The following is a 21,307-nucleotide window of genomic DNA, read 5'->3' on the forward strand; positions in this document are numbered from 1 at the left end:
TCGGCCGCGCGCGCCAGCGAGCTGCAGTATCGCAATGCACGGCTCGACGAGATCCGCGCGACCGGCGCGCGGTTCGCGGATACCGCGCGGCTCTACCAGGCGATGGGCACGCCGCCGGTCGACAAGGGCGGGCCGTCCGGCAAGGCCGGCAATACCGCCGGCGACGGCGCAACCGGCCAGCATGCGCGCGCCGCCACCGCCGATACCGCCGCCACTGACACGCCGCCTTCGCCGCAATAAGCCGCCCCGCCATCGCGTGCGCGCGGAATCCCCGCGCGCACGCTTCCCCATCTTCCGCTTGACCCTCACGTAGCGTAACGTTCGAGACTCCAGTGTGCGTACCGAACGGAGGAACGAATGCGACTGAAAGTGGGAGAACTGGCGAAACGCAGCGGGCTGACCGTCCGCACGCTTCATCACTATCACGCGATCGGTCTGCTGACGCCTTCGGCGCGCGCCGACAACGGCTACCGGCTGTACGACCGCCACGACATCGCCCGGCTCCACCAGATCCAGGCGTTGCGTCGCTTCGGCCTGTCGCTCACCGAAATCGGCGATCACCTGAACCGGCCCGGCACCCCGCTCGTCGATCTCGTCGCAAAGCAGATCGCGCTGCTCGACCGTCAGCTCGCGCAGACCGCGCAGCTGCGCGAGCGCCTCGTGAGCCTGCATGCGCAGCTCGCCGCGGGCACGGAGCCGGAGCTGGCCGATTGGCTCACCACACTGGAGTTGATGACCGTGTACGACAAATATTTTTCCGAGGAAGAACTCGCGCGCCTGCCGATGTACCAGAAAAGCCAGGCGGGCGACGCCGAATGGATCGCACTCGTCGACGAAGTGCGCGCGCTGCACGACGCGGGCGTACCCGCCGAGGACGAACGCCCCCGTGCGCTCGCCAGTCGCTGGATGAAGCTGCTCGTGCGCGACACGAACAACGACCCGCGGCTGCTGGCAAAGCTGAACCTGATGCACGAGCAAGAACCGGCGATGCAGTCGAAGATCGGCATTTCGACTGCGCTGCGCGACTATGTGCTGCGTGCGTCGTCCGAAAACAAGATGCGGATCTTCGAGAAGTACCTCGCGCCGGACGAGATCCGCTTCATGCGCGCGCACTACGGCGAACGCGCGATGGAATGGCCGCAACTGATGGGCGACGTGCGCGACGCGATCGATGCGGGCGCCCGACCTGCTTCGCCGGAAGGCCGCGCGCTCGCGCAGCGCTGGCTCGAGCTGTTCTGCAGCTATGCCGGCCACGATCCGGCCACGCATGCGAAATTCCGCGCGGCGATGATGAACGAGCCTGCACTGACGCAGGATACGTGGGTCGACGACACGCTGATCGGTTTCGTGCGGGAGGCGATGGCGCAGCTTGCGCCCGCGCGCTGAACGCGTTGAGCGCATGAACGTGCGGGCGGCAGGCGGGTTTCCCGCGTGCCGCCCGCTTCACCATTTGCAGCCTGTGTCGCGCACCGCATCCAGCGCGAGCATCGGCAACGCCAGCAGGCCCGCGCGTGAATACGCGTGCCGGCAGTCGGTGCGACGGGCATTCGACATGCCGTCGGCCAGCCTCGCATCGACGGTGTCACGGCGCGCGGCCACGCCGCCGGACGACGCGCCCAATGCCCCGACCGCCGCCTGCGCCGGACTGCGCGCCGCCGCATGCCGCGAGCCGATCGCGTCCAGATCGCGGCGCCAGTCGAGATCGGGGCCTGGTGCGTTCTCGGAACGGGGTTCACGTCGGGTCGCGATTGCGCCGGCAGGCGTTTCACCTTGCCGACGCGAAACGCCCTCCGTATTCGAAGACGCCCGCGTCGTCATGCGCGACACCGCAACCGCGGCGGATCGTTTCGTCGATGACACGGCGCCCTCCGCACCGCGCCCACTCGCGGCGGGCCCGGTTCGCCCGGCGTCATGCGTGCCCGCTGCGGGCACCGGCCGCGCGGGAATCAGCTCGACGCGCAGCGCGAGCCGGGGCCGCGCCCCGGCGTTCGGGCCGGCCACCGTCGACGCCCGCTGCAGCACGAACCATCCGAGCAGGTGAATCGATACGGACGCGACGACAGCCAGCGCGACGATGCGCGACCGGCGTCGCCCCGCCACGCCGGCAAGCCGCGATGGCGATGCGTCAGTCCGGCTCGCCGACACCGTCATCGCTGAACGCGAGCAGGTCGCCGGGCTGGCAGTCGAGATAACGGCAGATCGCCTCGAGCGTCGCGAAACGGATGCCCTTGACCTTCCCTTGCTTGAGCAGCGACAGATTCTGTTCGGTGATGCCGACCGCCGCCGCGAGATCCTTCGAGCGGACCTTGCGCGTCGCGAGCATCACATCGAGCTTGACCACGATCGACATGGCGCGCCTCAGACGAACTGCCGATGTTCGGCATCGAGTTCGCTCGCCTGCCGGAGGATGTGCGCGATGACCGCGATGCAGGCCGCGGTGAACAGCGCGACCACGTACGGCAGGCTGAACCCGATGCTGACCACGCGATGGCCGACCGGTTCGCGCAGCGTCGCCCACACGCTCAGGAGCGGTTCGCACAGCAGGCTCAGCAGCACCCACATCCCGATCGCACGGCCCGTCTTGCCGAGATGGCCGGCCGCTTGCGCGGAGAAATAGTCGCGGCGCGCGTAGGTGCGGAACAGCGCACGCAGATGACGCAGGCCGGTCGCGAGCGCGATCAGCGGCACGCTCGACAGCAGGATGCCGACCGCCTTCTGCCACCACGGGAACGCGGCGACATCCACGCGCAGGTTCGAGATCACCGAATCGGTGAGGCCGAATACGAGGCCGGGCCCCGACGCCGCGTTCAGCGACGGGAACGCCCAGCACGCGGCGTTGAGCACCAGCATGCCGACGATGAACCACAGCGTGACGGTGGCCATCTGCTGGCTGATACGGGCGATGCGATCGGAATGCATGACGTGTCCTCGACGACGAATGAACGAGCGTCGATTGTACGTCTGAAATTATCGTAAAACGATAATTAATTGCCGTTGAACCATGATTTTTTATTGTTCGACAGTTTTGACCCACCCCCAACAGGCGCGTGTCGCACGCGCCGTCACGATCGCCGGGCGCGCGCCTATCGGTAGTCGCGCGCGCTGATCGCGTGCCAGTGCTTCGTCATGTAGCGCAGAAACGCGGGTCGGGCTTTCAGGTCCGCATTCGGCACGGGCGCCGCGCCGCCGTCCATGAACTTGCCGTTGACCGTGACGGTTTCCTCGCCGCGCAGCACGTACTTCGTGCCCTGGTCGATCAGGAAGTACTTGACCTGGTCGGCGCTGACGTCGCCGCGGCAGCCGATCCTGTACGCGAACAGAAACTGCTTGCGGCCGTCGCCGAGCAGGTCGCGCATCTCGATCGATGCGGGCACGACGTCGAGAATCACGTCGACCGGACATGCCTTCACGTAGTCGCGCACCGTCCAGTCGGGCCGGCCGTCGAGCGTCGCGGCGACCTTGAGCTCGAGGTCGTCGCCGGACGCGGTGCGTGCGAGCGTCACCGCATGTACGCCGGCCGCATCGATCCACGTGTATTCGGTGGCGGCCTGCGCCAGGTTGCACAGCGCAGTGGCGGCAAGAAACAGGCAAGGCGAAAGGAAGCGTCTCTTCATCGGCGAGGTGGAAGCAGGATCGAACGCGCCATTATCGACACAGCCGCGTGCCTCTGCCAGCCGCCCGCCGCCTGCCCGTTCAGCGCTCGCGCGCCCCGAGCCCGAGCGCCTTCATCCGCCGGTACAACGTCCGCTCGCTCATCCCGACCTGCTCGGCGAGCGCCTTGCGCGTGCCGTCGAACGTGCGCGCGATGCGCACGAGCTCCGCGTCCGACACGCCGCGCGCATCGGCCGCGCGATCCTGCGGCGGCGCCGATGCGGCGACCAGCTCGGCCGGCAGGTGTTCGACCCGGATCGTCCCGTCGTCCGCGAACAGGCACGCGCGTTCGAGCACGTTGCGCAGCTCGCGGATATTGCCCGGCCACGCATAGGCATCGAGACACGCGCGCGCGCGTTCGGTCAGGACAAACGGCCGGGCCGCGAACGGCCGTGCGCCCGTCTCGCCCGCGCCGGCGCGCGCGTTCGCGATTCGCCGCAGGATCGATTCGGCCAGCAGCGCGACGTCCCCGCGCCGCTCGCGCAACGCCGGCAGCGGAATCGGAAACGCGTTGATCCGGTAGTAGAGATCCTGCCGGAACCGGCCGTCGTCGATCATCTCGCGCAGCGGCTTGTGCGTCGCCGCGACCAGCCGGAAGTCCGCGCGCAGCGCCTCGACGCCGCCGACGCGGCGGAACGTGCCCGACTCGATCAGGCGCAGCAGCTTCACCTGCATCGGCAGCGGGACGTCGCCGATCTCGTCGAGAAACAGCGTGCCGCCCTGCGCGGTCTCGACGAGGCCCGGCTTGCGCTGGTTCGCGCCCGTGAACGCGCCCTTCTCGTAACCGAACAGTTCGCTCTCGAACAGCGTCTCGGCGATCCCCGAGCAATCGACGACGACGAACGGCCCCATCGCGCGATCGCTCGCCTCGTGCAGCGCGCGGGCGAACAGCTCCTTGCCGGTGCCCGATTCGCCGAGCAGCAGCACCGGCAGCATCGACGGCGCGACGCGCTGCAGTGCGCCGAGCGCCGCATTGAACGCGTCGGCGCCGCCGACGAGCCCTTCCGCGCTCGGCTGCGCGGATGCGCTGCGCACCGTGGTCAGCCGCTCGACGTACGCGATCACGTTGCCGTGCGCATCGAAGATCGGCCGCAATTCGACGTCGACGTGTTCGGGGCCGCGCGGCGTGTGATGGATGTGCAGCACGCGGTTCAGCCCGCGCGACTCGAGCGCCTGCTTCATCGGGCAATGCTCGCCGGCCTGGTCGCACGGCACGTCGTAGTGATGCGACACCTGGAAGCAGTGCCGGCCCACGTGCTCGACGCCCGCGACGCCGAACTGGCGTCGGTACGCATCGTTCGCCGCGAGGATGCGGTAATCGGGATCGACGACGATCATCGGCTGCGGATCCTGCTCGAGATACGCGACGAGCGCGCGCACGTCGGGCATGACGTCGGGGCGCGGCGCGGGGACGATCGGGATGGTGTCGTGCGGATTCATGCGGACGCTCGGTGAAGGAGATGCCTGACGAACTGGCGGGCGCACTGCCAGGCGGACTGCCAATTCTGCCACGACACTGCCAGAAGTGGCAGTCGGCAGCGGCAACCGAACGCCGGCGACGCCCGTGCTTCGCCGCGCCTGCGCCGAAAACCCGAGTCGAATCAAATCCCTGGCAGATCGGCCAGTGCCGCGATGCAGGCTGGCACGCTTCTTGAGTTACAGATCGCGATTGCAGATGCAGAACCCGATCAAGGACACCCCGTGAGCGATGCCACCACGCTGTCGGTCGAAGGCTTTTTCGACCCGGCGACCCACACCGTCAGCTATCTCGTGCTCGATACCGCGAGCCGCGCATGCGCGCTGATCGACAGCGTGCTCGACTACGACCCGACATCCGGGCGCACGCGCACCGCCAGCGCCGACCGGCTGATCGCCCGCGTCGCCGAACTCGGCGCGGACGTGCACTGGCTGCTGGAGACCCACGTGCACGCCGACCACCTGTCGGCCGCGCCGTACCTGAAGGAACGCGTCGGCGGCCGGATCGCGATCGGTTCGCACGTGCGCCGCGTGCAGCACGTGTTCGGCACGCTGTTCAACGCGGGCCCCGGCTTCGCGCAGGACGGCCGCCAGTTCGACCGGCTGCTCGACGACGGCGACATGCTCGCGCTCGGCACGCTGACGATCCGCGCGCTGCATACGCCGGGCCACACGCCCGCGTGCATGACCTACTGCGTCGACGACGCGACGCAGCGCGCGGCATTCGTCGGCGACACGCTGTTCATGCCCGACTACGGCACGGCCCGCTGCGACTTCCCGGGCGGCGACGCGCGCACGCTGTACCGCTCGATCGCGCGCGTGCTCGGCCTGCCGCCCGACACGCGCCTGTACCTGTGCCACGACTACCAGCCGGGCGGCCGCGACGTGCAGTTCGTGACGACCGTGGCCGAGCAGCGCCGCGCGAACGTGCACGTGAAGGACGGCGTGACCGAGGACGATTTCGTCGCGATGCGTACCACGCGCGACGCCACGCTCGCCATGCCCGTGCTGATGCTGCCGTCCGTGCAGGTCAACATGCGCGCCGGCCACCTGCCCGAGCCCGAAGACAACGGCGTGCGCTACCTGAAGATCCCGCTCGACGCGATCTGAGCGCCGGCGCCCCAACCGAGACCCCGACATGACCTCCATCCGCAAGCTGACCGACGCGCTGTCGGTCTCGCCGCAGATCGCGGCGGCCGACCTGCCCGCGCTTCACGCGGCCGGCATCCGCGCGATCATCTGCAACCGCCCCGACGGCGAAGGCCCCGACCAGCCGACCGTCACCGAAATCCGCGCGGCCGCCGCGCCGCTCGGCATCGACGTGCTTTACCTGCCGGTCGATACGGGCAAGGTGACCGACGACCAGGCCGCGCAATTCGGCGCACTCGTCGCGTCGATCGACGGCCCGGTGCTCGCGTACTGCCGCAGCGGCATGCGTTCGGCCACGCTGTGGGCGTTGTCGCAAGCCGGCCTGCGCCCGCTGAACGACATCGTCGCGACGGCCGCCGCGGCCGGCTACGACCTGCACGCGCTCGCGTCGCGTGTCGTGTCAGGCGGCAAGCAGGCGGCACCGGCCGTCGACGCGCGGCACGACATCGTGATCGTCGGCGCGGGCGCGGCCGGCATCGCGGTCGCGTCGAGCCTGCTCGCGCGCGACGCGTCGCTCGACATCGCGGTGATCGATCCGGCCGACGTCCACTACTACCAGCCGGGCTGGACGATGGTCGGCGCGGGCGTGTTCCGCCCCGAGACTACCGCACGCCGGATCACCGACGTGCTGCCGCGCGGCGTGCACCGGATCCAGGCCGCCGTCGCGGGCTTCGAGCCCGACGCGCACGCGGTCGTGCTCGACGGCTGCCGCCGCATCGGCTATCGCAAGCTCGTCGTGTGCCCGGGGCTCAAGCTCGACTGGCACGCGATCGAAGGCCTCGCCGACACGCTCGGCCGCAACGGCGTCACGTCCAACTACCGTTACGACCTGGCGCCGTACACGTGGGAACTCGTGCGCGCGTTCCGCGGCGGCAACGCGCTCTTCACGCAGCCGCCGATGCCGATCAAGTGCGCAGGCGCACCGCAGAAAGCGATTTACCTGTCGTGCGACCACTGGCGGCGCGCGGGCCGCCTCGAGGCCGCGAACGTCGAGTTCCTGAATGCGGGCGGCGCGCTGTTCGGCGTCGTCGACTACGTACCCGCGCTGATGGAGTACGTGAAAAGCTACGACATCGCGTTGTCGTTCGGCCACAACCTCGTCTCGATCGACGGCCCGGCACGCCGGGCGACGTTCGCGCGCGCGCTGCCCGACGGCGGCAAGGAAACCGTGGTGCGCTCGTTCGACATGATCCACGTCGTGCCGCCGCAGAAGGCGCCCGATTTCGTGCGGTCGAGCCCGCTCGCCGATGCGGCCGGCTGGATCGACGTCGATCCGGCGACACTGCGCCACCGGCAGTATCCGGACATCTACGCGCTCGGCGACGCCACCAACACGACCAATGCGAAAACGGCCGCGGCCGCCCGCAAGCAGGCGCCCGTCGTCGCGCACAACCTGCTCGTGTCGCTCGGCCGCGCGCACGGCGACGCCGCATACGACGGCTACGGCTCGTGCCCGCTCACCGTCGAGCGCGGCAAGATCGTGCTCGCCGAATTCCTGTACGGCGGCAAGGTCGCGCCGACCTTCCCCGCGTGGCTGATCGACGGCAAGCGCCCGTCGCGGCTCGCGTGGCTGCTCAAGGAACGCGTGCTGCCGCCGCTCTACTGGAAGGCGATGCTCAAGGGCCGCGAATGGCTCGCGAAACCCGCGATCGCGCGTTGACCGGAGCCCGATGACGTCATGCTGATTTCCCTCGTACTGGGCGGTTTCGTCGGCGCCGTGCTCGGCCTGACCGGCGCCGGCGGCGGCATCCTCGCGGTGCCCGCGCTCGTCGTCGGCATGAGCTGGCCGATGCAGCAGGCCACGCCCGTCGCGCTCGTCGCGGTGGCCGGCAGCGCGGCGCTCGGCGCGCTCGAAGGCTTCCGCCGCGGGCTCGTGCGCTATCGCGCGGCACTGCTGATGGCGGTGGCCGGCGTGCCGCTGACCACGCTCGGCGTACGGCTCGCGCACGTGTTGCCGCAGCGCCTGCTGCTCGCGCTGTTCGCACTGACGATGCTGGTCGTCGCCGGCCGCCTGTTGCGGCAGGCGCTGCGGCATGCGGCGGTCGACGCCGACGCGTCGCCGCTGTGCGTCGGCCGCGTGAATCCCGATACGGGCCGGCTCGTGTGGTCCTGGCCGGTCGGTGTGGCGCTGGCGTCGACCGGCGCGATGACGGGCCTGATGACGGGGCTGCTCGGCGTCGGCGGCGGCTTCGTGATCGTGCCGATGCTGCGCAAGTTCACGAACGTGTCGATGCATGGGGTGGTCGCGACATCGCTGATGGTGATCGCGCTGGTCGGCACCGGCGGCGTGTTCGCGACGCTCGTGTCAGGCACGCGTGCACCGCTCGACGTGACGCTGTGGTTCACCGTCGCGACCGCACTCGGCATGGCCGCCGGTCGGGGCGCATCGAGACACCTCGCCGCGCGGCACGTACAGGCCGGGTTCGCGGCCGTACTCGTGTGCGTAGCGCTCGGGCTGCTGGCGAAGGCGGCGTTCGGCGCGTAATCGCGTACCGACCGGCGCCGGTCGACGCGCAGCGCCACCAGACAAAACGCCCGGCCGACTCGACGTCGATACCGGGCGTTTTTTATCGCGGGCGCCACCGGCCAACGGCGCGACGCCCCGTCGTCAAGACAGATGCTGGATGGCCGTCAATTCGGCCGTTTGAGCCATTTGCGCAGCCTGCCGGCAATCCCGGATCGCTCGACATACCCCAGCGCCGAAACCGCACACATCATTCCGATTGCCGCATACAGCAGGGCCATTTCTCCGTTCCTTGCGATGTCCGGCCAGGCTGCCTGTGTCAGAACCGCAAGAACGGTCAATCCAGCCGCACCGCCCACGATGACCAGCATCGGCAATACCGCCCTCCGAGGAAGCAGCGTGCTGGCCCGATAGACCGGATACGAAAGCAGCATTGCCACGGGAAATGCAACCGTGAAAGCCACAGCGGAAAAAAAGATCGAAACTTCGCCGAAATCCTTGACGGACACAATGCCGATCAACAAGCCTGCCACGATCGCGGCAGTCAGGCTTGCACCAAGCAATTCTGAAATCTTCAATTCCTTTCTCCCGTCGCGCCAGACAAAACGCCCGGCCCGACTCGTCGTCGGCACCGGGCGTTGTTCATGGCAGACGCCATTCAGGCGTCAGGTCGCGAACCCCGCCATCCGCTTGCGCTCCTGGCGCAGCATCACGAAGTTCGCGATCACGACGCCGGCCGTCACCGCGACGATGAACAGCGTCGCGAGCGCGTTCATCTCCGGGTTCAGCCCGAGGCGCACACGCGAGAACACCACGAGCGGCAGCGTCGTCGAGCCGGGGCCCGACAGGAACGCCGACAGCACGAGGTCGTCGATCGACAGCGTGAACGACAGCAGCCAGCCCGCGATCAGCGCCTGCGAGATCAGCGGCAGCGTGATCGTGAAGAACACCTTCAGCGGCGTCGCGCCGAGATCGAGCGCGGCCTCTTCCAGCGACGGGTTCAGCTCGCGCACGCGCGACTGCACGATGATCGCGACGTACGAGATGCACAGCATCACGTGGCCGAGCCAGATCGTGAAGATGCCGCGCTCGGCCGGCCAGCCGATCCACTTCGCCAGTTCGATGAACAGCAGCAGCAGCGAGATCCCCTGGATCACCTCGGGAATCACGAGCGGCGCGTTGATCATCCCGCTGAACAGCGCGAAACCGCGAAAACGCCCCATCCGCGCGAGCACGAAACCGGCCCAGGTGCCGATGATCACCGACGCGAACGCGGTCAGCACGCCGATCTTCAGCGACAGCCACGCGGCCGTCAGCAGTTCGTCGTCCTCGACGAGCGCCGAGTACCAGCGGAACGAGAACCCCGACCACACGGTGACGAGCTTCGACTCGTTGAACGAATAGACGATCAGGCTGATGATCGGGATGTACAGGAACGCGAAGCCGGCAAACAGCGCCGCGAACTGCAGGTAACGATTCGGCTTCATCGACGGCCTCCCTGCTCCTTCGCCTGGAAGTGCTGGAACATCGCCATCGGCACGAGCAGCAGCAGCACCATCGCGCAGGTCACGGCCGATGCCATCGGCCAGTCTGCGTTGTTGAAGAACTCGTTCCACATCACGCGGCCGATCATCAGCGTGTTCGCGCCGCCGAGCAGCTCGGGAATCACGTACTCGCCCACCGCCGGGATGAACACGAGCAGGCAGCCCGCGATGATCCCGTTCTTCGACAGCGGCAGCGTGATCTGCACGAACGCCTTCCACGGCTTCGCGCCGAGGTCGTACGCGGCCTCGAGCAGACGCAGGTCCATCTTCACCAGGTGCGCGTACAGCGGCATCACGAGGAACGGCAGGTACGAATACACCATCCCGATGTACACCGCGTAGTTGGTGCGATACAGCTCGATCGGCGTATGCGTGAGGCCGATCCACATCAGGAAGTTGTTCAGCAGCCCGTTGTTCTTCAGGATGCCGATCCACGCGTACACGCGGATCAGGAACGACGTCCAGAACGGCAGCATCACGCCCATCATCAGCAGGTTGCGGGTCGCCGGGTTCGAGCGCGCGATGTAGTACGCCATCGGATAGCCGATCAGCAGGCACAACAGCGTCGTGATCGCGGCCACCCACACCGAGTTCACGTAGGTCGCGAAATACAGGCTGTCCGTGAACAGGAACGCGTAGTGCGACAGGTTCAGCGCGACGTGCACGACGCCGTCGGCGTACGACGCAAGCTCCGTGTACGGCGGGATGCCGAGCTGCAGCTCCGCGAAACTGATCTTGACGACCAGCACGAACGGCACGAGGAAGAACAGCACGAGCCACGTGAACGGGCCGGCCACGACCGCCGTGGCGCCCGTCAGGTTGAAGCGCCGCACCGGCCACGAGAGCATGGACTTGAACGAGGTCATGACGTCAGCACCACGCCGGCAGTCGCGCTCCAGCGCACGTAGATCTCGTCGCCGAGCGACGGCGTGTCGAGCTCCGAAATCGCGAGGCTCGACACGTTCGCGATCACCGTCTTGCCGCCGTCGAGCTTCACGTGATACAGCGAATAGCCGCCCATGTACGCGACGTTGCCGATCCGGCCGCGCGCCCAGTTGAACGCGCCTTCGGGCGGCTTGCGCGTGAGCGCGATCCGCTCGGGGCGCACCGACACCGTGACCGGCATCCCGAGCGGGCCCGAGATCCCGTGGCTCACGTACAACCGGCTCGGCAGCTCCGGCGATTCGATGTACACGTGGTCGGGTTCGTCCTCGACGGTCACGCCTTCGAACAGGTTCGTCGAGCCGATGAATTCGGCCGAGAAGCGGCTGTTCGGGTATTCGTACACTTCGTTCGGCGAGCCGATCTGCACGATCTGGCCTTCGCTCATCACCGCGAGGCGATTGGCCATCGTCATCGCTTCTTCCTGGTCGTGCGTGACCATGATGCAGGTGACGCCGACCTTGTTCAGGATGTTGACGAGCTCGATCTGCGTGCGCTGGCGGATCTGCTTGTCGAGCGCGGACATCGGCTCGTCGAGCAGCAGCAGCTTCGGGCGCTTGACCAGCGAGCGGGCCAGCGCGACGCGCTGCTGCTGGCCGCCCGACAGCTGGTGCGGCTTGCGCTTCGCGTACTTGGTCATCTGCACGAGTTCGAGCGCCGCGGCCACGCGCTCCTTCAGCTCGGCCTTCGGCGTGCCTTCCTGCTTGAGGCCGAACGCGACGTTCGACTCGACCGACATGTGCGGGAACAGCGCATACGACTGGAACATCATGTTCACGGGCCGCTTGTACGGCGGCATCTGCGCGAGGTCCTCGCCGTCGATCAGGATCTTGCCCGACGTGACCGTCTCGAGGCCCGCGAGCATCCGCAGCAACGTCGACTTGCCGCAGCCCGAGCTGCCGAGCAGCGCGAACAGCTCGCCCTGGCGCACGGTCAGGTTGACGCTGCGCACGGCTTCGGTGTCGCCGAATTTCTTGACGACGTCGACGATCTGGACAAAGTTCTCGGCGCGCGCATCGGCGCCGGAGGAGGAAACGGAGGACGGTGCGCCCGCGACCGGCGCACCCGACTGGCTATTCATGATGTGCTGCATCTCTCCTGCGTTGAACGAACAAAGCCCCCGGGGGCACCAGGGGCTTCATGACTGCTGGGAACGCCGGCTCGCGTCAGCGGCCCGACTTCAGCTCGGTCCACAGACGCGTCTGCAGACGCTGGATTTCAGGCGGCAGCGGCTTGAGCAGGAACAGCGTCTTCACGACGTCGGCCGGCGGATAGACGGCCGGGTCGTTCGCGACGTCGGGCCGCACGTACTTGCGGGCCTCGGCGTTGGCGCTCGGGTAGTACACCGCGTTCGTGATCGCCGCGTGCACCTTCGGATCCTCGATGTAGTTGATCCACTCCAGCGCGGCTTCCTTGTTCTTCGCGTCCTTCGGGATCGCCATCACGTCGAACCACACCGGCGCGCCGCCCTTCGGAATGTAGTACTCGACCTTGTACGACTTCTTCGCCTCGATCGCGCGATGCTTCGCGATCACGACGTCGCCCGACCAGCCGAACGCGAAGCAGATGTCGCCGCCGACCAGGTCGTTGATGTAGCCCGACGAGTTGAATTGCGTGATGTACGGGCGGATCTTCTTCAGCACTTCCATCGCGGCCTTGTAGTCGGCCGGGTTCGTGCTCATCGGATCCTTGCCGATGTAGTGCAGCGTCGCCGCGAACATCTGGTCGGGCGCGTCGAGCACCGACACGCCGCAGGTCTTCAGCTTCGAGATGTTTTCCGGCTTGAACAGGATGTCCCAGTTGTCGAGCGGCACCTTGCCGAGCGCCTGCTGCGCCTTCGTCAGGTTGTACGCGAGACCGGTCGTGCCGTACGCCCAGGGCACCGAGAACTTGTTGCCCGGGTCCGCGCCGGCGACGAGCGCCATCAGCTGCGGATCGAGGTACTTGAGGTTCGGCAGCTTCGACTTGTCGAGCGGCGCGAAGATGCCGGCGGCGATCTGCTTGCCCGCGTAGTTGCTGGTCGGCACGACGATGTCGTAGCCCGAGCTGCCCGTCAGCAGCTTCGCCTGCAGCGTATCGTCGCTGTCGTAGTTGTCGTAGCGAACCTTGACGCCCGTCTGCTTCTCGAAGTTCGGGATCGTGTCCTTCGCAATGTAGTCCGACCAGTTATAGACATTGAGCTGCGTATCCTTCGCCGCTGCCGCCGATGCACCCACGCACAGCGCGAGCGCTGCGAACCGGCCCACTACCTTTGCTTTCATCCCGTTCTCCCTCCGGCCGGACACGTTGCCCGGCTGCCGTCTGCCTCGTCATGGCGGCGCATTCTGGCGCGCCGCCCCTCGAAAACCCCGAAAACTACCATCATTCGCGCCCCGTCACAAAAAAATCATGCCGGTGTCGCGCAAACGGAACAGATATCCCGCTGCCGGCCAGTCAGGCGGCCCGTGCGGCGGGACGTTCCCGGGGAATTCTATCGGGTAATCGGCGGCTGTCCACCGGGAACGACGGGCGGCGACGAAACCGGGTTCGCCGGCCGGACGCGAGCCGTGCGGCGGCCGCGCCCGAACCCGGCCGTACTGTCACGCCGCCGCACCGGTACGGCATGCCGGCCGCGCCCGTCCGACCGACCGGCCGCGATGCATTAAAATGGCGGCTGACGATTCAACTGCGTGAACCCCTCCAATGGCCTCCAATCTCCACGACCTGCCCGACAGCCCCTGCATCGGCGTGTGCTCGACCCTCTTCGACGAAGTCTGCAAGGGCTGCGGCCGCACGGCGGCCGAAGTGTCGAACTGGGTGTTCCTGAGCGACGACGAAAAGCGCGCGGTATGGGAGCGCATCCAGCGCGAAGGCACCGCGATGCGCTTCCAGTACGACAAGCTGTAAATCCGCCGCGCAAAAAAAAGCGGCATGCAGACCGCCATGCCGCCAACCCCAACTCTGTTCTGTTTCTGTTCCTGTTCCGTTCCCGCCGCGTCTAGAACTTCATCCCGACGCCCACGCCGACGATCAGCGGATCGATGTGCAGCGTGCCGATGCCCTTGTCGCCGAGCGTCGCATCGGTGCTCATCCAGATCTTCTTCACGTCGACGTTCATGAAGACCTTCTTCGTCAACTGCACGTCCACGCCGAACTGCAATGCCGGGCCGAAGCTGCTCTTGTTGATCGACACGCCCTGCCCGCCGACGTTGAGCCCGTTGTTGTAGAAGTACGTGTAGTTCACGCCCGCGCCGAAATACGGACGCACCTTGCCGGCATGGTTGAAGTGATACTGCAGCAGCAGCGTCGGCGGCAGCACGCCCACGCCGCCGAGATTGCCGAGGCTCGACGTCAGCTGGTGCCGCGACGTGCCGAGAATCAGTTCGACGCCGAGGTAGTCGCGGATCATGTACGTGAAGTCGAGCTCGGGCACGATCGCGTTGTTCACGCCGACGTTGAGCGCGCCCAGCGTGTCGCTCGCGCGTTCGTTCGGCTGGATGCTGATCGCACGCAGCCGGACCAGGACGTCGCCCTGGTTGATGCCGTCGCCCGGCGAGGCCGCGTGCGACAGCGAAGGCATCGCGGCGAAACTGGCCGCAACGGCGGCAGCGGTGACACAAGTTCGAATCGTTTTATGCATGGTACGGACCCCCAAAGAATGGTTCCCATTTTCCTCGTAGGGTCTTTTCATCGTCTTGATATCCGTCAAGCCAGCGTAAACGTGGGACGGTTTGCCGCAGGCTCGGTCGCACAGCCCGTCAGCAGCAGGTCGAGCAGGTCGCGCACGCTGCGAATCGCACGGCCGAACGGCAACGCCTCGCGGCCGCGGAAGAACAGCCCGTTCGCGACGTCGCCGCGCAGCGCCGCCGCCAGCCGTGTGTCGATGCAGAAATGGCCGAACTTCTCGATGCCGTCGCGCAAGCCGCATACGCTCAGGCATTCGAGCGCGGTCGGGCAGCGCTGCTTCAGCGCGCCGAGCTTGTTGCGGATGCGCGTCTCGTTGCGCAGGTAACGATCGAGCCACGGCGTTTTCACCGCGCGTGCGGGCAGCCCCGTCACGCTGACGAATTCGACGATGTCGTCGGGCGTCGCGTCGGCCAGCACGCGCTTGAAGTGCGGATGCGCATCGCCCTCTTCCGTCACCGCGAACGGCGTGCCGACCTGCACGCCGTTCGCGCCGGCCTCGAGCGCCGCGCGCACCGTGTCGTGACTGTTGATCCCGCCCGCAACGATCAGCGGGATTGTTTCGCGTGCGATGCCGAGCGATGCCATCACCTGCGCGGTCTCGTCGAGCACGCGTGCGAAATCGAAACGGCGGTCGTGCATGTCGTCGATCTGCGTGACGCCGAGATGGCCGCCCGCATGCGCCGGATGCTCGATCACGATCGCGTCGGGCAGGCGTCCCTTCTTCATCCACTTCTTCAGCACGAGCGCGATCCCGCGGCTGTCCGACAGGATCGGGATCAGCGCGATGTCGTGTCCTTGCGTGAGATCGGGCAGGTCGAGCGGCAGGCCCGCCCCCATCACGATCGCATCCGCGCCCTCGTCGCATGCGACCCGCACGTAGTCCGCATGCGCGCTCACGGCCTTCATCACGTTGACCGCGATCATCCCGCGTCCTTCGCTGTAGGTCTTCGCGAGACGGATCTCGCGGGCGAGCGCCTCGAGGTTCGCGGCCTCGAGCGTCGCGCGATCGGGTTGCGCGCGGCAACGCGCGAGCAGGTCCGCATGATGGTGACGCAGGTCGATGCTCGCGATCGTGCCGACCGCGCCTTCGCGCGCGACGCTGCCCGCCAGCCGGTGCGCGGAAATGCCGACGCCCATGCCGCCCTGCACGACAGGCAGCAAGGTGCGGCCGCGGATCGTCAGCGGCGGAAAGGAAGTGCGTACGGTCATCTGAAACCTCGTCGGAACATCGGAACCGCGATGATCGACGATCCACCGCCGCGCACCTTGACGACCGTCAATAAAAAAACGGCACCAGCGTGCCGTTTTCGGTTCGTGCGGCGCGAAGCGCTCAGGCAGGCTTCGCGGGCTTGAGCTGCATCGACTTGTACTCGAGATATTCCTCGAGCCCGTACACGCCGTTCTCGCGGCCATGCCCCGACTGCTTGTAGCCGCCGAACGGCGCGGCGCCGTTCCACGTGCCGCCGTTGATGTCCACCTGCCCGGTACGGATACGGCGCGCGATGCCCATCGCGCGTTCGTCGCTGCCGGCCCACACCGCGCCGCCGAGCCCGTACGGCGAATCGTTCGCGATCCGCACGGCCTCGTCCTCATCGCGATACGTGATGATCGACAGCACCGGCCCGAAGATTTCTTCCTGCGCGATCGTCGATTTCGGATCGACGCGGCCGAACACGGTCGGCTTCACGAAGAAGCCCTTCGTGAGCCCTTCCGGCAGGCCCGTGCCGCCCGTCACGAGCTCCGCGCCTTCGTCGATCCCGCGCTGGATGTAGTCCTGCACGCGCTGCTGCTGCACGGCCGACGCAAGCGCGCCGAGACGCGTCGCATCCTGCCGCGGGTCGCCCGCGACGTACGATTCCGCCGCGGCCTTCGCGATCTCGCGCGCTTCGTCGTAGCGCGCTTCCGGCACCAGCATCCGTGTATGCGCCGAGCAGGTCTGCCCCGCATTCAGGTAGCACGCGTTGACCGTGCCCTTCACCGCCGCCGCGAAATCGGCATCGTCGAGGATCACCGACGCCGACTTGCCGCCCAGCTCGAGCGCAACGCGCTTGACGCCCGCGGCCGCCAGCTCGGCCACGCGCTTGCCGGCGCGCGTCGAGCCCGTGAACGACACCATGTCGACGTCCGGATCGGTGGCCAGCACCTCGCCGACCACCGGGCCGTAGCCGCACACGAGGTTGAACACGCCGGCCGGCAGCCCCGCTTCGTGAATCGCTTCGGCAAGCATGAACGCGTTGAGCGGTGCGACTTCGGACGGCTTCAGGACGACCGTGCAGCCGGCCGCGAGCGCCGGTGCGACCTTCAGCGTCACCTGGTTGAGCGGGTAGTTCCACGGCGTGATCGCCGCGACGACACCCACCGGCTCGCGCACGACGAGCGAGTTGCCGACCTGTGCCTCGAACTCGAACGACTCGGCAAGCTTCGCGTACGCCTTCCAGTTGTAGATCGGGCCGCCGACCTGGATCGCGCGCGACAGCTTGATCGGCATCCCGACTTCGCCGGTGATCGACTGCGCGAGCTCCTCGCTGCGCGCCTGCAGGTGCTCGACGATCTTGCGCAGGTAGCCCGCGCGCGTCGAGGCCGGCGTGGCCGCCCACGCGTCGAAGGCCGCGCGCGCCGCGCGGATCGCGTCCTGCGCGTCGGATGCGACGCCTTCCGGAATCCGGCCGATCACGGCTTCGGTGCCCGAGTCGATCACGTCGATCGTGCCGGTGCCGGCCGGCTTGCGCCACGCGCCGTCGATATAGAACTGGTCGTAGATTTTCATCGTTTTCCGCCTCCAGGAAAGCCGACATTCTAGCGAGCGTTTCGGCCGGCCGGTGTGACGATTGACAGCTATTGGAAAGGTCTTTAGCCTCGGCGCCTCATTCATCATAAGAAAGGAGAATGCCTTGAGCATCCTGACCAAAATCGAGGGCGGCTATCTTCAGGTATTGCGCGTGATCGTGCTGTTGTTCGCGACCGCGGTCCTGATCGGCGGGGTCATATTCGGCGCGATCGCACTCGATGCGCGCCTGTCGAAACCGCCGAAAGTCGATTCGGCCATCCAGGTCGATCCCGCATCGTTCGCGTGGGAGAACGATGCAACCGCCAAGGCCACGCCGGCCGCCGGCGGCGCGGCAGCGAAGGACGACAACGCGTCGCCCGCGCTGCGCCTGTCGACGCAACTGTCGGGCATCGTGCAGAAGCACGGCCGGGCGGCCCTGTCGCCGGACTACGCGGTCGATCGCGACGCGTACGAGCCGTCGTTCCAGCGCGTGCTCGGCGACGACGACCATCCGGAAGTCGCGTACTACGAGCAGCAGATCGCGTATCTCGACAAGGTGCTGTCACGCGCGGACGTCGCGGCCAGCGTCAAGAAGAAAGTCACCGGGCACGGTGACGAATATGCGCGCGAGCAGGCATACACCGACGTCGTGTCGGCGGTCATGCGCGACTTCTCCGAGCGCTACGACGCACGCCGGACGGCGATCGACAACGAGAAGAAGGCCGCCGAAGAAACGGCTGCCGAGAACGGCCAGACCGCGCGCTTCGCCGGCGTCGCCGCGCTCGTCGCGCTGTATTCGTTCGTGTCGCTCGCGGTGCTGATCATCCTGATCCGCGTCGAGCGCAGCATCCGCTCGATCGCGCGCGCCACACACACGGCGACCTGATCCCGCTCATCCGCCAGCCCGCGCGCCGGGCTGCGGGGGCCCGGCAACGGGCCTGCTTCGCAGCGCAAGCGACCGCTTCCTGGTCGCTCCCCGGCCGCATCTTCCCGTGTCGTTCCTCACGCGCTCGCGCACTTTTCGTTCCCGCCGCTCCCTCATTCCGCCGTCGGCCATCCGCGCCGGCGCGGCGTCCGTTTCGCCACCGCCATGTCAGCATCCGCCCGGGTGCGCGGCCGGGCCCGCATCGTGCTATGTTTTTACTATCGGCACCGGCCCGTTGCAACCGGCGCCGCCCGGAATCGACGTATTTCGTGAGCGCTGCCATGTCCGACGCACCCCATACCCTCGGCTCGCAAGACCGCCTCGAGCTGCTTTGCTGGCTCACCTGCGGCAACCTCGGCGCGTTTTACCTCAACGAATCGTGGCCGGACGCCACGTTCCAGGTCCAGGCCGCGCACCGCTGGCTCGACCGCCATCACCGTCAGGCCGACTGGCTCGCGATCGCCAAGCTCGCGGCGCTCGCGCAGGACATCGCCAAGCGGCACGCCGGGTTCGTCGATGCGTCGTGGGCGCGCGACGCGGTCGAGGAAATCGTCGATACCGACGACCTCGACTATCGGGCGAAACTCGTGCAATGGGTCTACGAAGACTGCTGCAAGGCGCTCGCCGACAAGCGGCTGGCCGATTGACGATCGGGACGGCACGCGCGGCACCGCGCTCCTGTCGTTGACGGGAATGTCAGCCTGAAAGACTGACAGGGGCGGTACGTCGCGCACCGCACCCCGAATCGCGAGGCGCGCTTACAGCAGCGATTTCGCCTGCGTCAGCACCTTGTCGCAGATCTGCCTGGTTTGCCTGCTGCTTCAGTCCGCCGCCGCTCAGGTCGAGCTTGCTGCCATTGCCTGCGTCGAGCACACCGCTCGCACCGCTGGTATAGCCGCTGTCGGACGACGCGTTGCCGCCGAGCTTGCCCATCAGCGCGTCCTTCACCGACGACGCACCGCCGGATGCCCCGCCGAGATAGTTGTTCTGGATGCAGAACTGCAGCAGGCCCGCGACGTTGCCGGTGCTGCCCGGCATCAGCGACGAACCGCCACCGCCCGTCAACGCGCCGCCGATGCCGCCGAGGTTGCCGAGCGCACCGCCCGCGCTGCCGCCCGAATCGCCCCCGCCGCCGACCTGCTTCAGGACATCGCCCAGCTGCGCATGCGCCACCGAAAACGGCGCGAGCAATCCGATCAGCGCACCGGCAATGGTCGCGCGGTATAGACGTGCATTCATGTGAAGCCTCCCGGTTGTGACCGCGTGAGTACCGCGAATCGAATCCAAGGATACTCAATCAACCCGTGCATGACAGCCTTCGGAGGCGGCCTGAAACGTCAGGCATCGTGATATCGCCACGATTTGACAAAGCTTGACGGCGAGCCGCGTGCGGGCATGCCGGTTTTGCATCCGCGCGCGATCGCCCGTCCGGGTCGCCTGCGCGCGCGAAGCGTCATAGAATCGTCGTCGCCGGCCGCCCGGACCCTCCGGCCCGATCTCGATCCCGAACATGAAGGACACTCGCGTGACGCTTGCCCATCGATATCTGCTGTTCGCCGGCGCAGCGGCCGCGCTGGGTTGCGGCGCCGGCACCGCCGGCGCGGCCACGGCCGCCGCCGCATGCCCTTCGCCATCGTTCGAGCGCTATCCGGCACCCGCCGCAAGCGCACCGCGCAAGCCCGCCGCGGCACCACGCCTGACCACCAGGGAAGCCCGCCTCTACCGCACCGTCATTCGCGACGAATTCACGCAACCGGCCAACTTTGCCGGCCACTACCGCGTCGCGACCTGGGGTTGCGGAACGGATTGCCGGAATTTCGCGATCGTCGACAAGTACACGGGCGCGACGTACACGATGCCCGGCGTACAGGCCATCGCAGGCGTGATGGGCAACGACGAGGAGCGCGTCGATTTCCGGCCCGGCAGTACGCTGCTGATCGTCGCGGGCTGCTTCAACGACGATTGCGACTACAACGACGCGAAGGCGGCCCGGTTCTTCTACGAGTGGACCGGTACGCGCTTGCGTCGGGTCGGCACCTGTCCATTGGCCATCGAGCCGCGCGAGTAGCCGGCCGACGGCTGCCGCTCGCCGCGACTTGCGCTATCGTTCCCCCGGTATACCTTGAACGGCGCACCCACCTGCGATGCCCATTTGCCTCAGTTTCGATGACGGCCCCGGCCCGTCGACGCCCCTCCTGCTCGACGTCCTGCACGCCGCGTCGTGCCGCGCGACCTTCTTCCTGCTCGGCCGGAATCTGGCAGGCGCGCTCGATGTGGCCGCACGCATGGCGCGCGAAGGCCACCGGCTCGGCAATCACACCCGTTCGCACGCGAAGCCGGGCACGCTGTCGGACGACGCGTTGATCGACGAGATCGAGACGACCGACGCGCTGATCCGCGATGCCTATCGCGAGGCCCGCGTGCCCGCGCCGGATGCGATCCCGCTGCGCCTGCCTTATGGACTGATGCCGCGGGACAGTCGCGCCCGCGTGCTCGCACGGCTGCAACGCGAACATACCGGCTGGACCGCGATCCTCGACGACTGGCAGCGGCCGGCGCCGTCGCCGCAGGCGCTGTTCGATGCGATGTGCGCCCATGTCGACGCCAGCACGGCACGGCAGCGCGACGTGCTGTTCTGCATGCACGACGGATCGCGGCACGGCGAGGCGCGGCCCAACACGGTCGAAGCCGTGCGCCTGTTCCTGAATCGGCCGCGCTGACGT

22 protein-coding genes and 2 pseudogenes are annotated in these 21,307 nt (G+C 67.5%); 10 read left to right on the forward strand and 14 right to left on the reverse strand.

The features are described 5' to 3' along the window. Both DPV74_RS10510 and DPV74_RS10515 read left to right on the forward strand, forming a co-directional pair. A pseudogene (locus tag DPV74_RS10510) lies at nucleotides 1–240 on the forward strand (RND transporter); the annotation flags it as partial. Nucleotides 241–357: 117 nt separating this feature from the next. Then, nucleotides 358–1,386 (forward strand): MerR family transcriptional regulator, encoded by a 1,029-nt coding sequence (locus DPV74_RS10515; protein ID WP_059696660.1) that lies wholly within the window; start codon nucleotides 358–360, stop codon nucleotides 1,384–1,386. A gap of 57 nt (nucleotides 1,387–1,443) precedes the next feature. Here DPV74_RS10515 and DPV74_RS10520 read toward each other — a convergent pair whose 3' ends face one another. From DPV74_RS10520 to DPV74_RS10540, 5 genes are all read right to left on the reverse strand, one after another. Beyond that, nucleotides 1,444–2,100, reverse strand: a complete 657-nt coding sequence (locus DPV74_RS10520; RefSeq protein ID WP_308355535.1) for a hypothetical protein — start codon at nucleotides 2,098–2,100, stop codon at nucleotides 1,444–1,446. Nucleotides 2,101–2,125: 25 nt separating this feature from the next. Then, on the reverse strand, nucleotides 2,126–2,350 hold the full coding sequence (locus DPV74_RS10525; protein WP_027787308.1) for a helix-turn-helix transcriptional regulator: 225 nt from the start codon (nucleotides 2,348–2,350) through the stop codon (nucleotides 2,126–2,128). Between the two features lie 8 nt (nucleotides 2,351–2,358). Beyond that, nucleotides 2,359–2,919, reverse strand: coding sequence for a DUF2975 domain-containing protein (locus tag DPV74_RS10530; RefSeq protein ID WP_119337114.1), 561 nt, complete (start codon nucleotides 2,917–2,919; stop codon nucleotides 2,359–2,361). A gap of 164 nt (nucleotides 2,920–3,083) precedes the next feature. Further along, nucleotides 3,084–3,614, reverse strand: coding sequence for a M949_RS01915 family surface polysaccharide biosynthesis protein (locus tag DPV74_RS10535; protein ID WP_119337115.1), 531 nt, complete (start codon nucleotides 3,612–3,614; stop codon nucleotides 3,084–3,086). Between the two features lie 79 nt (nucleotides 3,615–3,693). Next, the gene (locus DPV74_RS10540; RefSeq protein WP_060372761.1) at nucleotides 3,694–5,091 is read right to left on the reverse strand and encodes a sigma-54-dependent Fis family transcriptional regulator; all 1,398 of its coding nucleotides are present in this window, start codon (nucleotides 5,089–5,091) and stop codon (nucleotides 3,694–3,696) included. Nucleotides 5,092–5,352: 261 nt separating this feature from the next. Here DPV74_RS10540 and DPV74_RS10545 point away from each other — a divergent pair, with 261 nt between their 5' ends. From DPV74_RS10545 to DPV74_RS10555, 3 genes are read left to right on the forward strand one after another with little or no spacing between them, the layout of a single operon-like run. Further along, nucleotides 5,353–6,237 carry an MBL fold metallo-hydrolase gene (locus DPV74_RS10545; RefSeq protein ID WP_162923012.1) on the forward strand — a complete coding sequence of 295 codons (885 nt, stop codon included), beginning with the start codon at nucleotides 5,353–5,355 and terminating at the stop codon, nucleotides 6,235–6,237. A gap of 28 nt (nucleotides 6,238–6,265) precedes the next feature. Then, the gene (locus DPV74_RS10550) at nucleotides 6,266–7,936 is read left to right on the forward strand and encodes a bifunctional protein tyrosine phosphatase family protein/NAD(P)/FAD-dependent oxidoreductase (protein WP_119337117.1); all 1,671 of its coding nucleotides are present in this window, start codon (nucleotides 6,266–6,268) and stop codon (nucleotides 7,934–7,936) included. 18 nt (nucleotides 7,937–7,954) lie between these two features. Continuing rightward, nucleotides 7,955–8,761 carry a sulfite exporter TauE/SafE family protein gene (locus DPV74_RS10555; protein ID WP_027787302.1) on the forward strand — a complete coding sequence of 269 codons (807 nt, stop codon included), beginning with the start codon at nucleotides 7,955–7,957 and terminating at the stop codon, nucleotides 8,759–8,761. Between the two features lie 146 nt (nucleotides 8,762–8,907). Here the strand turns inward: DPV74_RS10555 and DPV74_RS10560 are convergent, their stop codons facing one another. From DPV74_RS10560 to DPV74_RS10580, 5 genes are all read right to left on the reverse strand, one after another. Next, entirely contained in the window at nucleotides 8,908–9,318 is a 411-nt protein-coding gene (locus DPV74_RS10560) for a hypothetical protein (protein WP_119337118.1), read from the reverse strand. Between the two features lie 87 nt (nucleotides 9,319–9,405). Then, on the reverse strand, nucleotides 9,406–10,227 hold the full coding sequence (locus DPV74_RS10565; protein WP_027787300.1) for an ABC transporter permease subunit: 822 nt from the start codon (nucleotides 10,225–10,227) through the stop codon (nucleotides 9,406–9,408). Beyond that, a complete protein-coding gene (locus DPV74_RS10570; protein WP_027787299.1) occupies nucleotides 10,224–11,150 on the reverse strand; it encodes an ABC transporter permease subunit in 927 nt (308 codons plus the stop codon). Before DPV74_RS10570 ends, DPV74_RS10565 begins: the two co-directional genes overlap by 4 nt. Beyond that, entirely contained in the window at nucleotides 11,147–12,307 is a 1,161-nt protein-coding gene (locus DPV74_RS10575) for an ABC transporter ATP-binding protein (protein ID WP_027787298.1), read from the reverse strand. The genes DPV74_RS10570 and DPV74_RS10575 overlap by 4 nt, the downstream gene beginning before the upstream one ends. An 85-nt stretch (nucleotides 12,308–12,392) precedes the next feature. After that, a complete protein-coding gene (locus DPV74_RS10580; RefSeq protein WP_027787297.1) occupies nucleotides 12,393–13,487 on the reverse strand; it encodes a polyamine ABC transporter substrate-binding protein in 1,095 nt (364 codons plus the stop codon). A 421-nt stretch (nucleotides 13,488–13,908) separates the two neighbouring features. On the opposite strand from DPV74_RS10580, the gene DPV74_RS10585 reads away from it, so the two are divergent. Next, on the forward strand, nucleotides 13,909–14,112 hold the full coding sequence (locus tag DPV74_RS10585; protein ID WP_021159754.1) for a DUF1289 domain-containing protein: 204 nt from the start codon (nucleotides 13,909–13,911) through the stop codon (nucleotides 14,110–14,112). A gap of 91 nt (nucleotides 14,113–14,203) precedes the next feature. Here the strand turns inward: DPV74_RS10585 and DPV74_RS10590 are convergent, their stop codons facing one another. From DPV74_RS10590 to DPV74_RS10600, 3 genes are all read right to left on the reverse strand, one after another. Beyond that, nucleotides 14,204–14,845, reverse strand: a complete 642-nt coding sequence (locus DPV74_RS10590) for an OmpW family protein (protein WP_027787296.1) — start codon at nucleotides 14,843–14,845, stop codon at nucleotides 14,204–14,206. A gap of 65 nt (nucleotides 14,846–14,910) precedes the next feature. Then, nucleotides 14,911–16,101, reverse strand: coding sequence for a nitronate monooxygenase family protein (locus DPV74_RS10595; RefSeq protein WP_027787295.1), 1,191 nt, complete (start codon nucleotides 16,099–16,101; stop codon nucleotides 14,911–14,913). Nucleotides 16,102–16,222: 121 nt separating this feature from the next. After that, nucleotides 16,223–17,659: an aldehyde dehydrogenase family protein gene (locus DPV74_RS10600; protein WP_060174543.1), complete on the reverse strand. Its 1,437-nt coding sequence runs from the start codon at nucleotides 17,657–17,659 to the stop codon at nucleotides 16,223–16,225. 124 nt (nucleotides 17,660–17,783) lie between these two features. Here DPV74_RS10600 and DPV74_RS10605 point away from each other — a divergent pair, with 124 nt between their 5' ends. Then, the gene (locus tag DPV74_RS10605; protein WP_027787293.1) at nucleotides 17,784–18,545 is read left to right on the forward strand and encodes a hypothetical protein; all 762 of its coding nucleotides are present in this window, start codon (nucleotides 17,784–17,786) and stop codon (nucleotides 18,543–18,545) included. A gap of 320 nt (nucleotides 18,546–18,865) precedes the next feature. Continuing rightward, complete coding sequence (locus tag DPV74_RS10610; RefSeq protein WP_027787292.1) at nucleotides 18,866–19,231, forward strand: hypothetical protein; 366 nt, start codon at nucleotides 18,866–18,868, stop codon at nucleotides 19,229–19,231. A 111-nt stretch (nucleotides 19,232–19,342) separates the two neighbouring features. Here DPV74_RS10610 and DPV74_RS10615 read toward each other — a convergent pair. Beyond that, nucleotides 19,343–19,823 (reverse strand): annotated as a pseudogene (locus DPV74_RS10615) (DUF2501 domain-containing protein). A 271-nt stretch (nucleotides 19,824–20,094) separates the two neighbouring features. Here DPV74_RS10615 and DPV74_RS10620 point away from each other — a divergent pair. Together DPV74_RS10620 and DPV74_RS10625 are read left to right on the forward strand one after the other, a co-directional pair. Beyond that, nucleotides 20,095–20,652 (forward strand): hypothetical protein, encoded by a 558-nt coding sequence (locus DPV74_RS10620; RefSeq protein ID WP_374708962.1) that lies wholly within the window; start codon nucleotides 20,095–20,097, stop codon nucleotides 20,650–20,652. A gap of 76 nt (nucleotides 20,653–20,728) precedes the next feature. Next, nucleotides 20,729–21,304 (forward strand): polysaccharide deacetylase family protein, encoded by a 576-nt coding sequence (locus tag DPV74_RS10625; RefSeq protein ID WP_060314112.1) that lies wholly within the window; start codon nucleotides 20,729–20,731, stop codon nucleotides 21,302–21,304. Nucleotides 21,305–21,307 lie beyond the last annotated feature (3 nt).

Source organism: Burkholderia sp. HAN2018, assembly GCF_024704855.1.
Taxonomy (GTDB): Bacteria; Pseudomonadota; Gammaproteobacteria; order Burkholderiales; family Burkholderiaceae; genus Burkholderia; species Burkholderia cepacia.

Excerpts from the sequence above, each read along its gene's own strand:
- DPV74_RS10515 (WP_059696660.1), top strand. The coding sequence starts at position 358 with ATGCGACTGAAAGTGGGAGAACTGGCGAAACGCAGCGGGCTGACCGTC.
- DPV74_RS10525 (WP_027787308.1), bottom strand. The coding sequence starts at position 2,350 with ATGTCGATCGTGGTCAAGCTCGATGTGATGCTCGCGACGCGCAAGGTC.
- DPV74_RS10530 (WP_119337114.1), bottom strand. The coding sequence starts at position 2,919 with ATGCATTCCGATCGCATCGCCCGTATCAGCCAGCAGATGGCCACCGTC.
- DPV74_RS10535 (WP_119337115.1), bottom strand. The coding sequence starts at position 3,614 with ATGAAGAGACGCTTCCTTTCGCCTTGCCTGTTTCTTGCCGCCACTGCG.
- DPV74_RS10540 (WP_060372761.1), bottom strand. The coding sequence starts at position 5,091 with ATGAATCCGCACGACACCATCCCGATCGTCCCCGCGCCGCGCCCCGAC.
- DPV74_RS10550 (WP_119337117.1), top strand. The coding sequence starts at position 6,266 with ATGACCTCCATCCGCAAGCTGACCGACGCGCTGTCGGTCTCGCCGCAG.
- DPV74_RS10555 (WP_027787302.1), top strand. The coding sequence starts at position 7,955 with ATGCTGATTTCCCTCGTACTGGGCGGTTTCGTCGGCGCCGTGCTCGGC.
- DPV74_RS10565 (WP_027787300.1), bottom strand. The coding sequence starts at position 10,227 with ATGAAGCCGAATCGTTACCTGCAGTTCGCGGCGCTGTTTGCCGGCTTC.
- DPV74_RS10570 (WP_027787299.1), bottom strand. The coding sequence starts at position 11,150 with ATGACCTCGTTCAAGTCCATGCTCTCGTGGCCGGTGCGGCGCTTCAAC.
- DPV74_RS10575 (WP_027787298.1), bottom strand. The coding sequence starts at position 12,307 with ATGAATAGCCAGTCGGGTGCGCCGGTCGCGGGCGCACCGTCCTCCGTT.
- DPV74_RS10580 (WP_027787297.1), bottom strand. The coding sequence starts at position 13,487 with ATGAAAGCAAAGGTAGTGGGCCGGTTCGCAGCGCTCGCGCTGTGCGTG.
- DPV74_RS10585 (WP_021159754.1), top strand. The coding sequence starts at position 13,909 with ATGGCCTCCAATCTCCACGACCTGCCCGACAGCCCCTGCATCGGCGTG.
- DPV74_RS10590 (WP_027787296.1), bottom strand. The coding sequence starts at position 14,845 with ATGCATAAAACGATTCGAACTTGTGTCACCGCTGCCGCCGTTGCGGCC.
- DPV74_RS10595 (WP_027787295.1), bottom strand. The coding sequence starts at position 16,101 with ATGACCGTACGCACTTCCTTTCCGCCGCTGACGATCCGCGGCCGCACC.
- DPV74_RS10600 (WP_060174543.1), bottom strand. The coding sequence starts at position 17,659 with ATGAAAATCTACGACCAGTTCTATATCGACGGCGCGTGGCGCAAGCCG.
- DPV74_RS10610 (WP_027787292.1), top strand. The coding sequence starts at position 18,866 with ATGTCCGACGCACCCCATACCCTCGGCTCGCAAGACCGCCTCGAGCTG.
- DPV74_RS10620 (WP_374708962.1), top strand. The coding sequence starts at position 20,095 with ATGAAGGACACTCGCGTGACGCTTGCCCATCGATATCTGCTGTTCGCC.
- DPV74_RS10625 (WP_060314112.1), top strand. The coding sequence starts at position 20,729 with ATGCCCATTTGCCTCAGTTTCGATGACGGCCCCGGCCCGTCGACGCCC.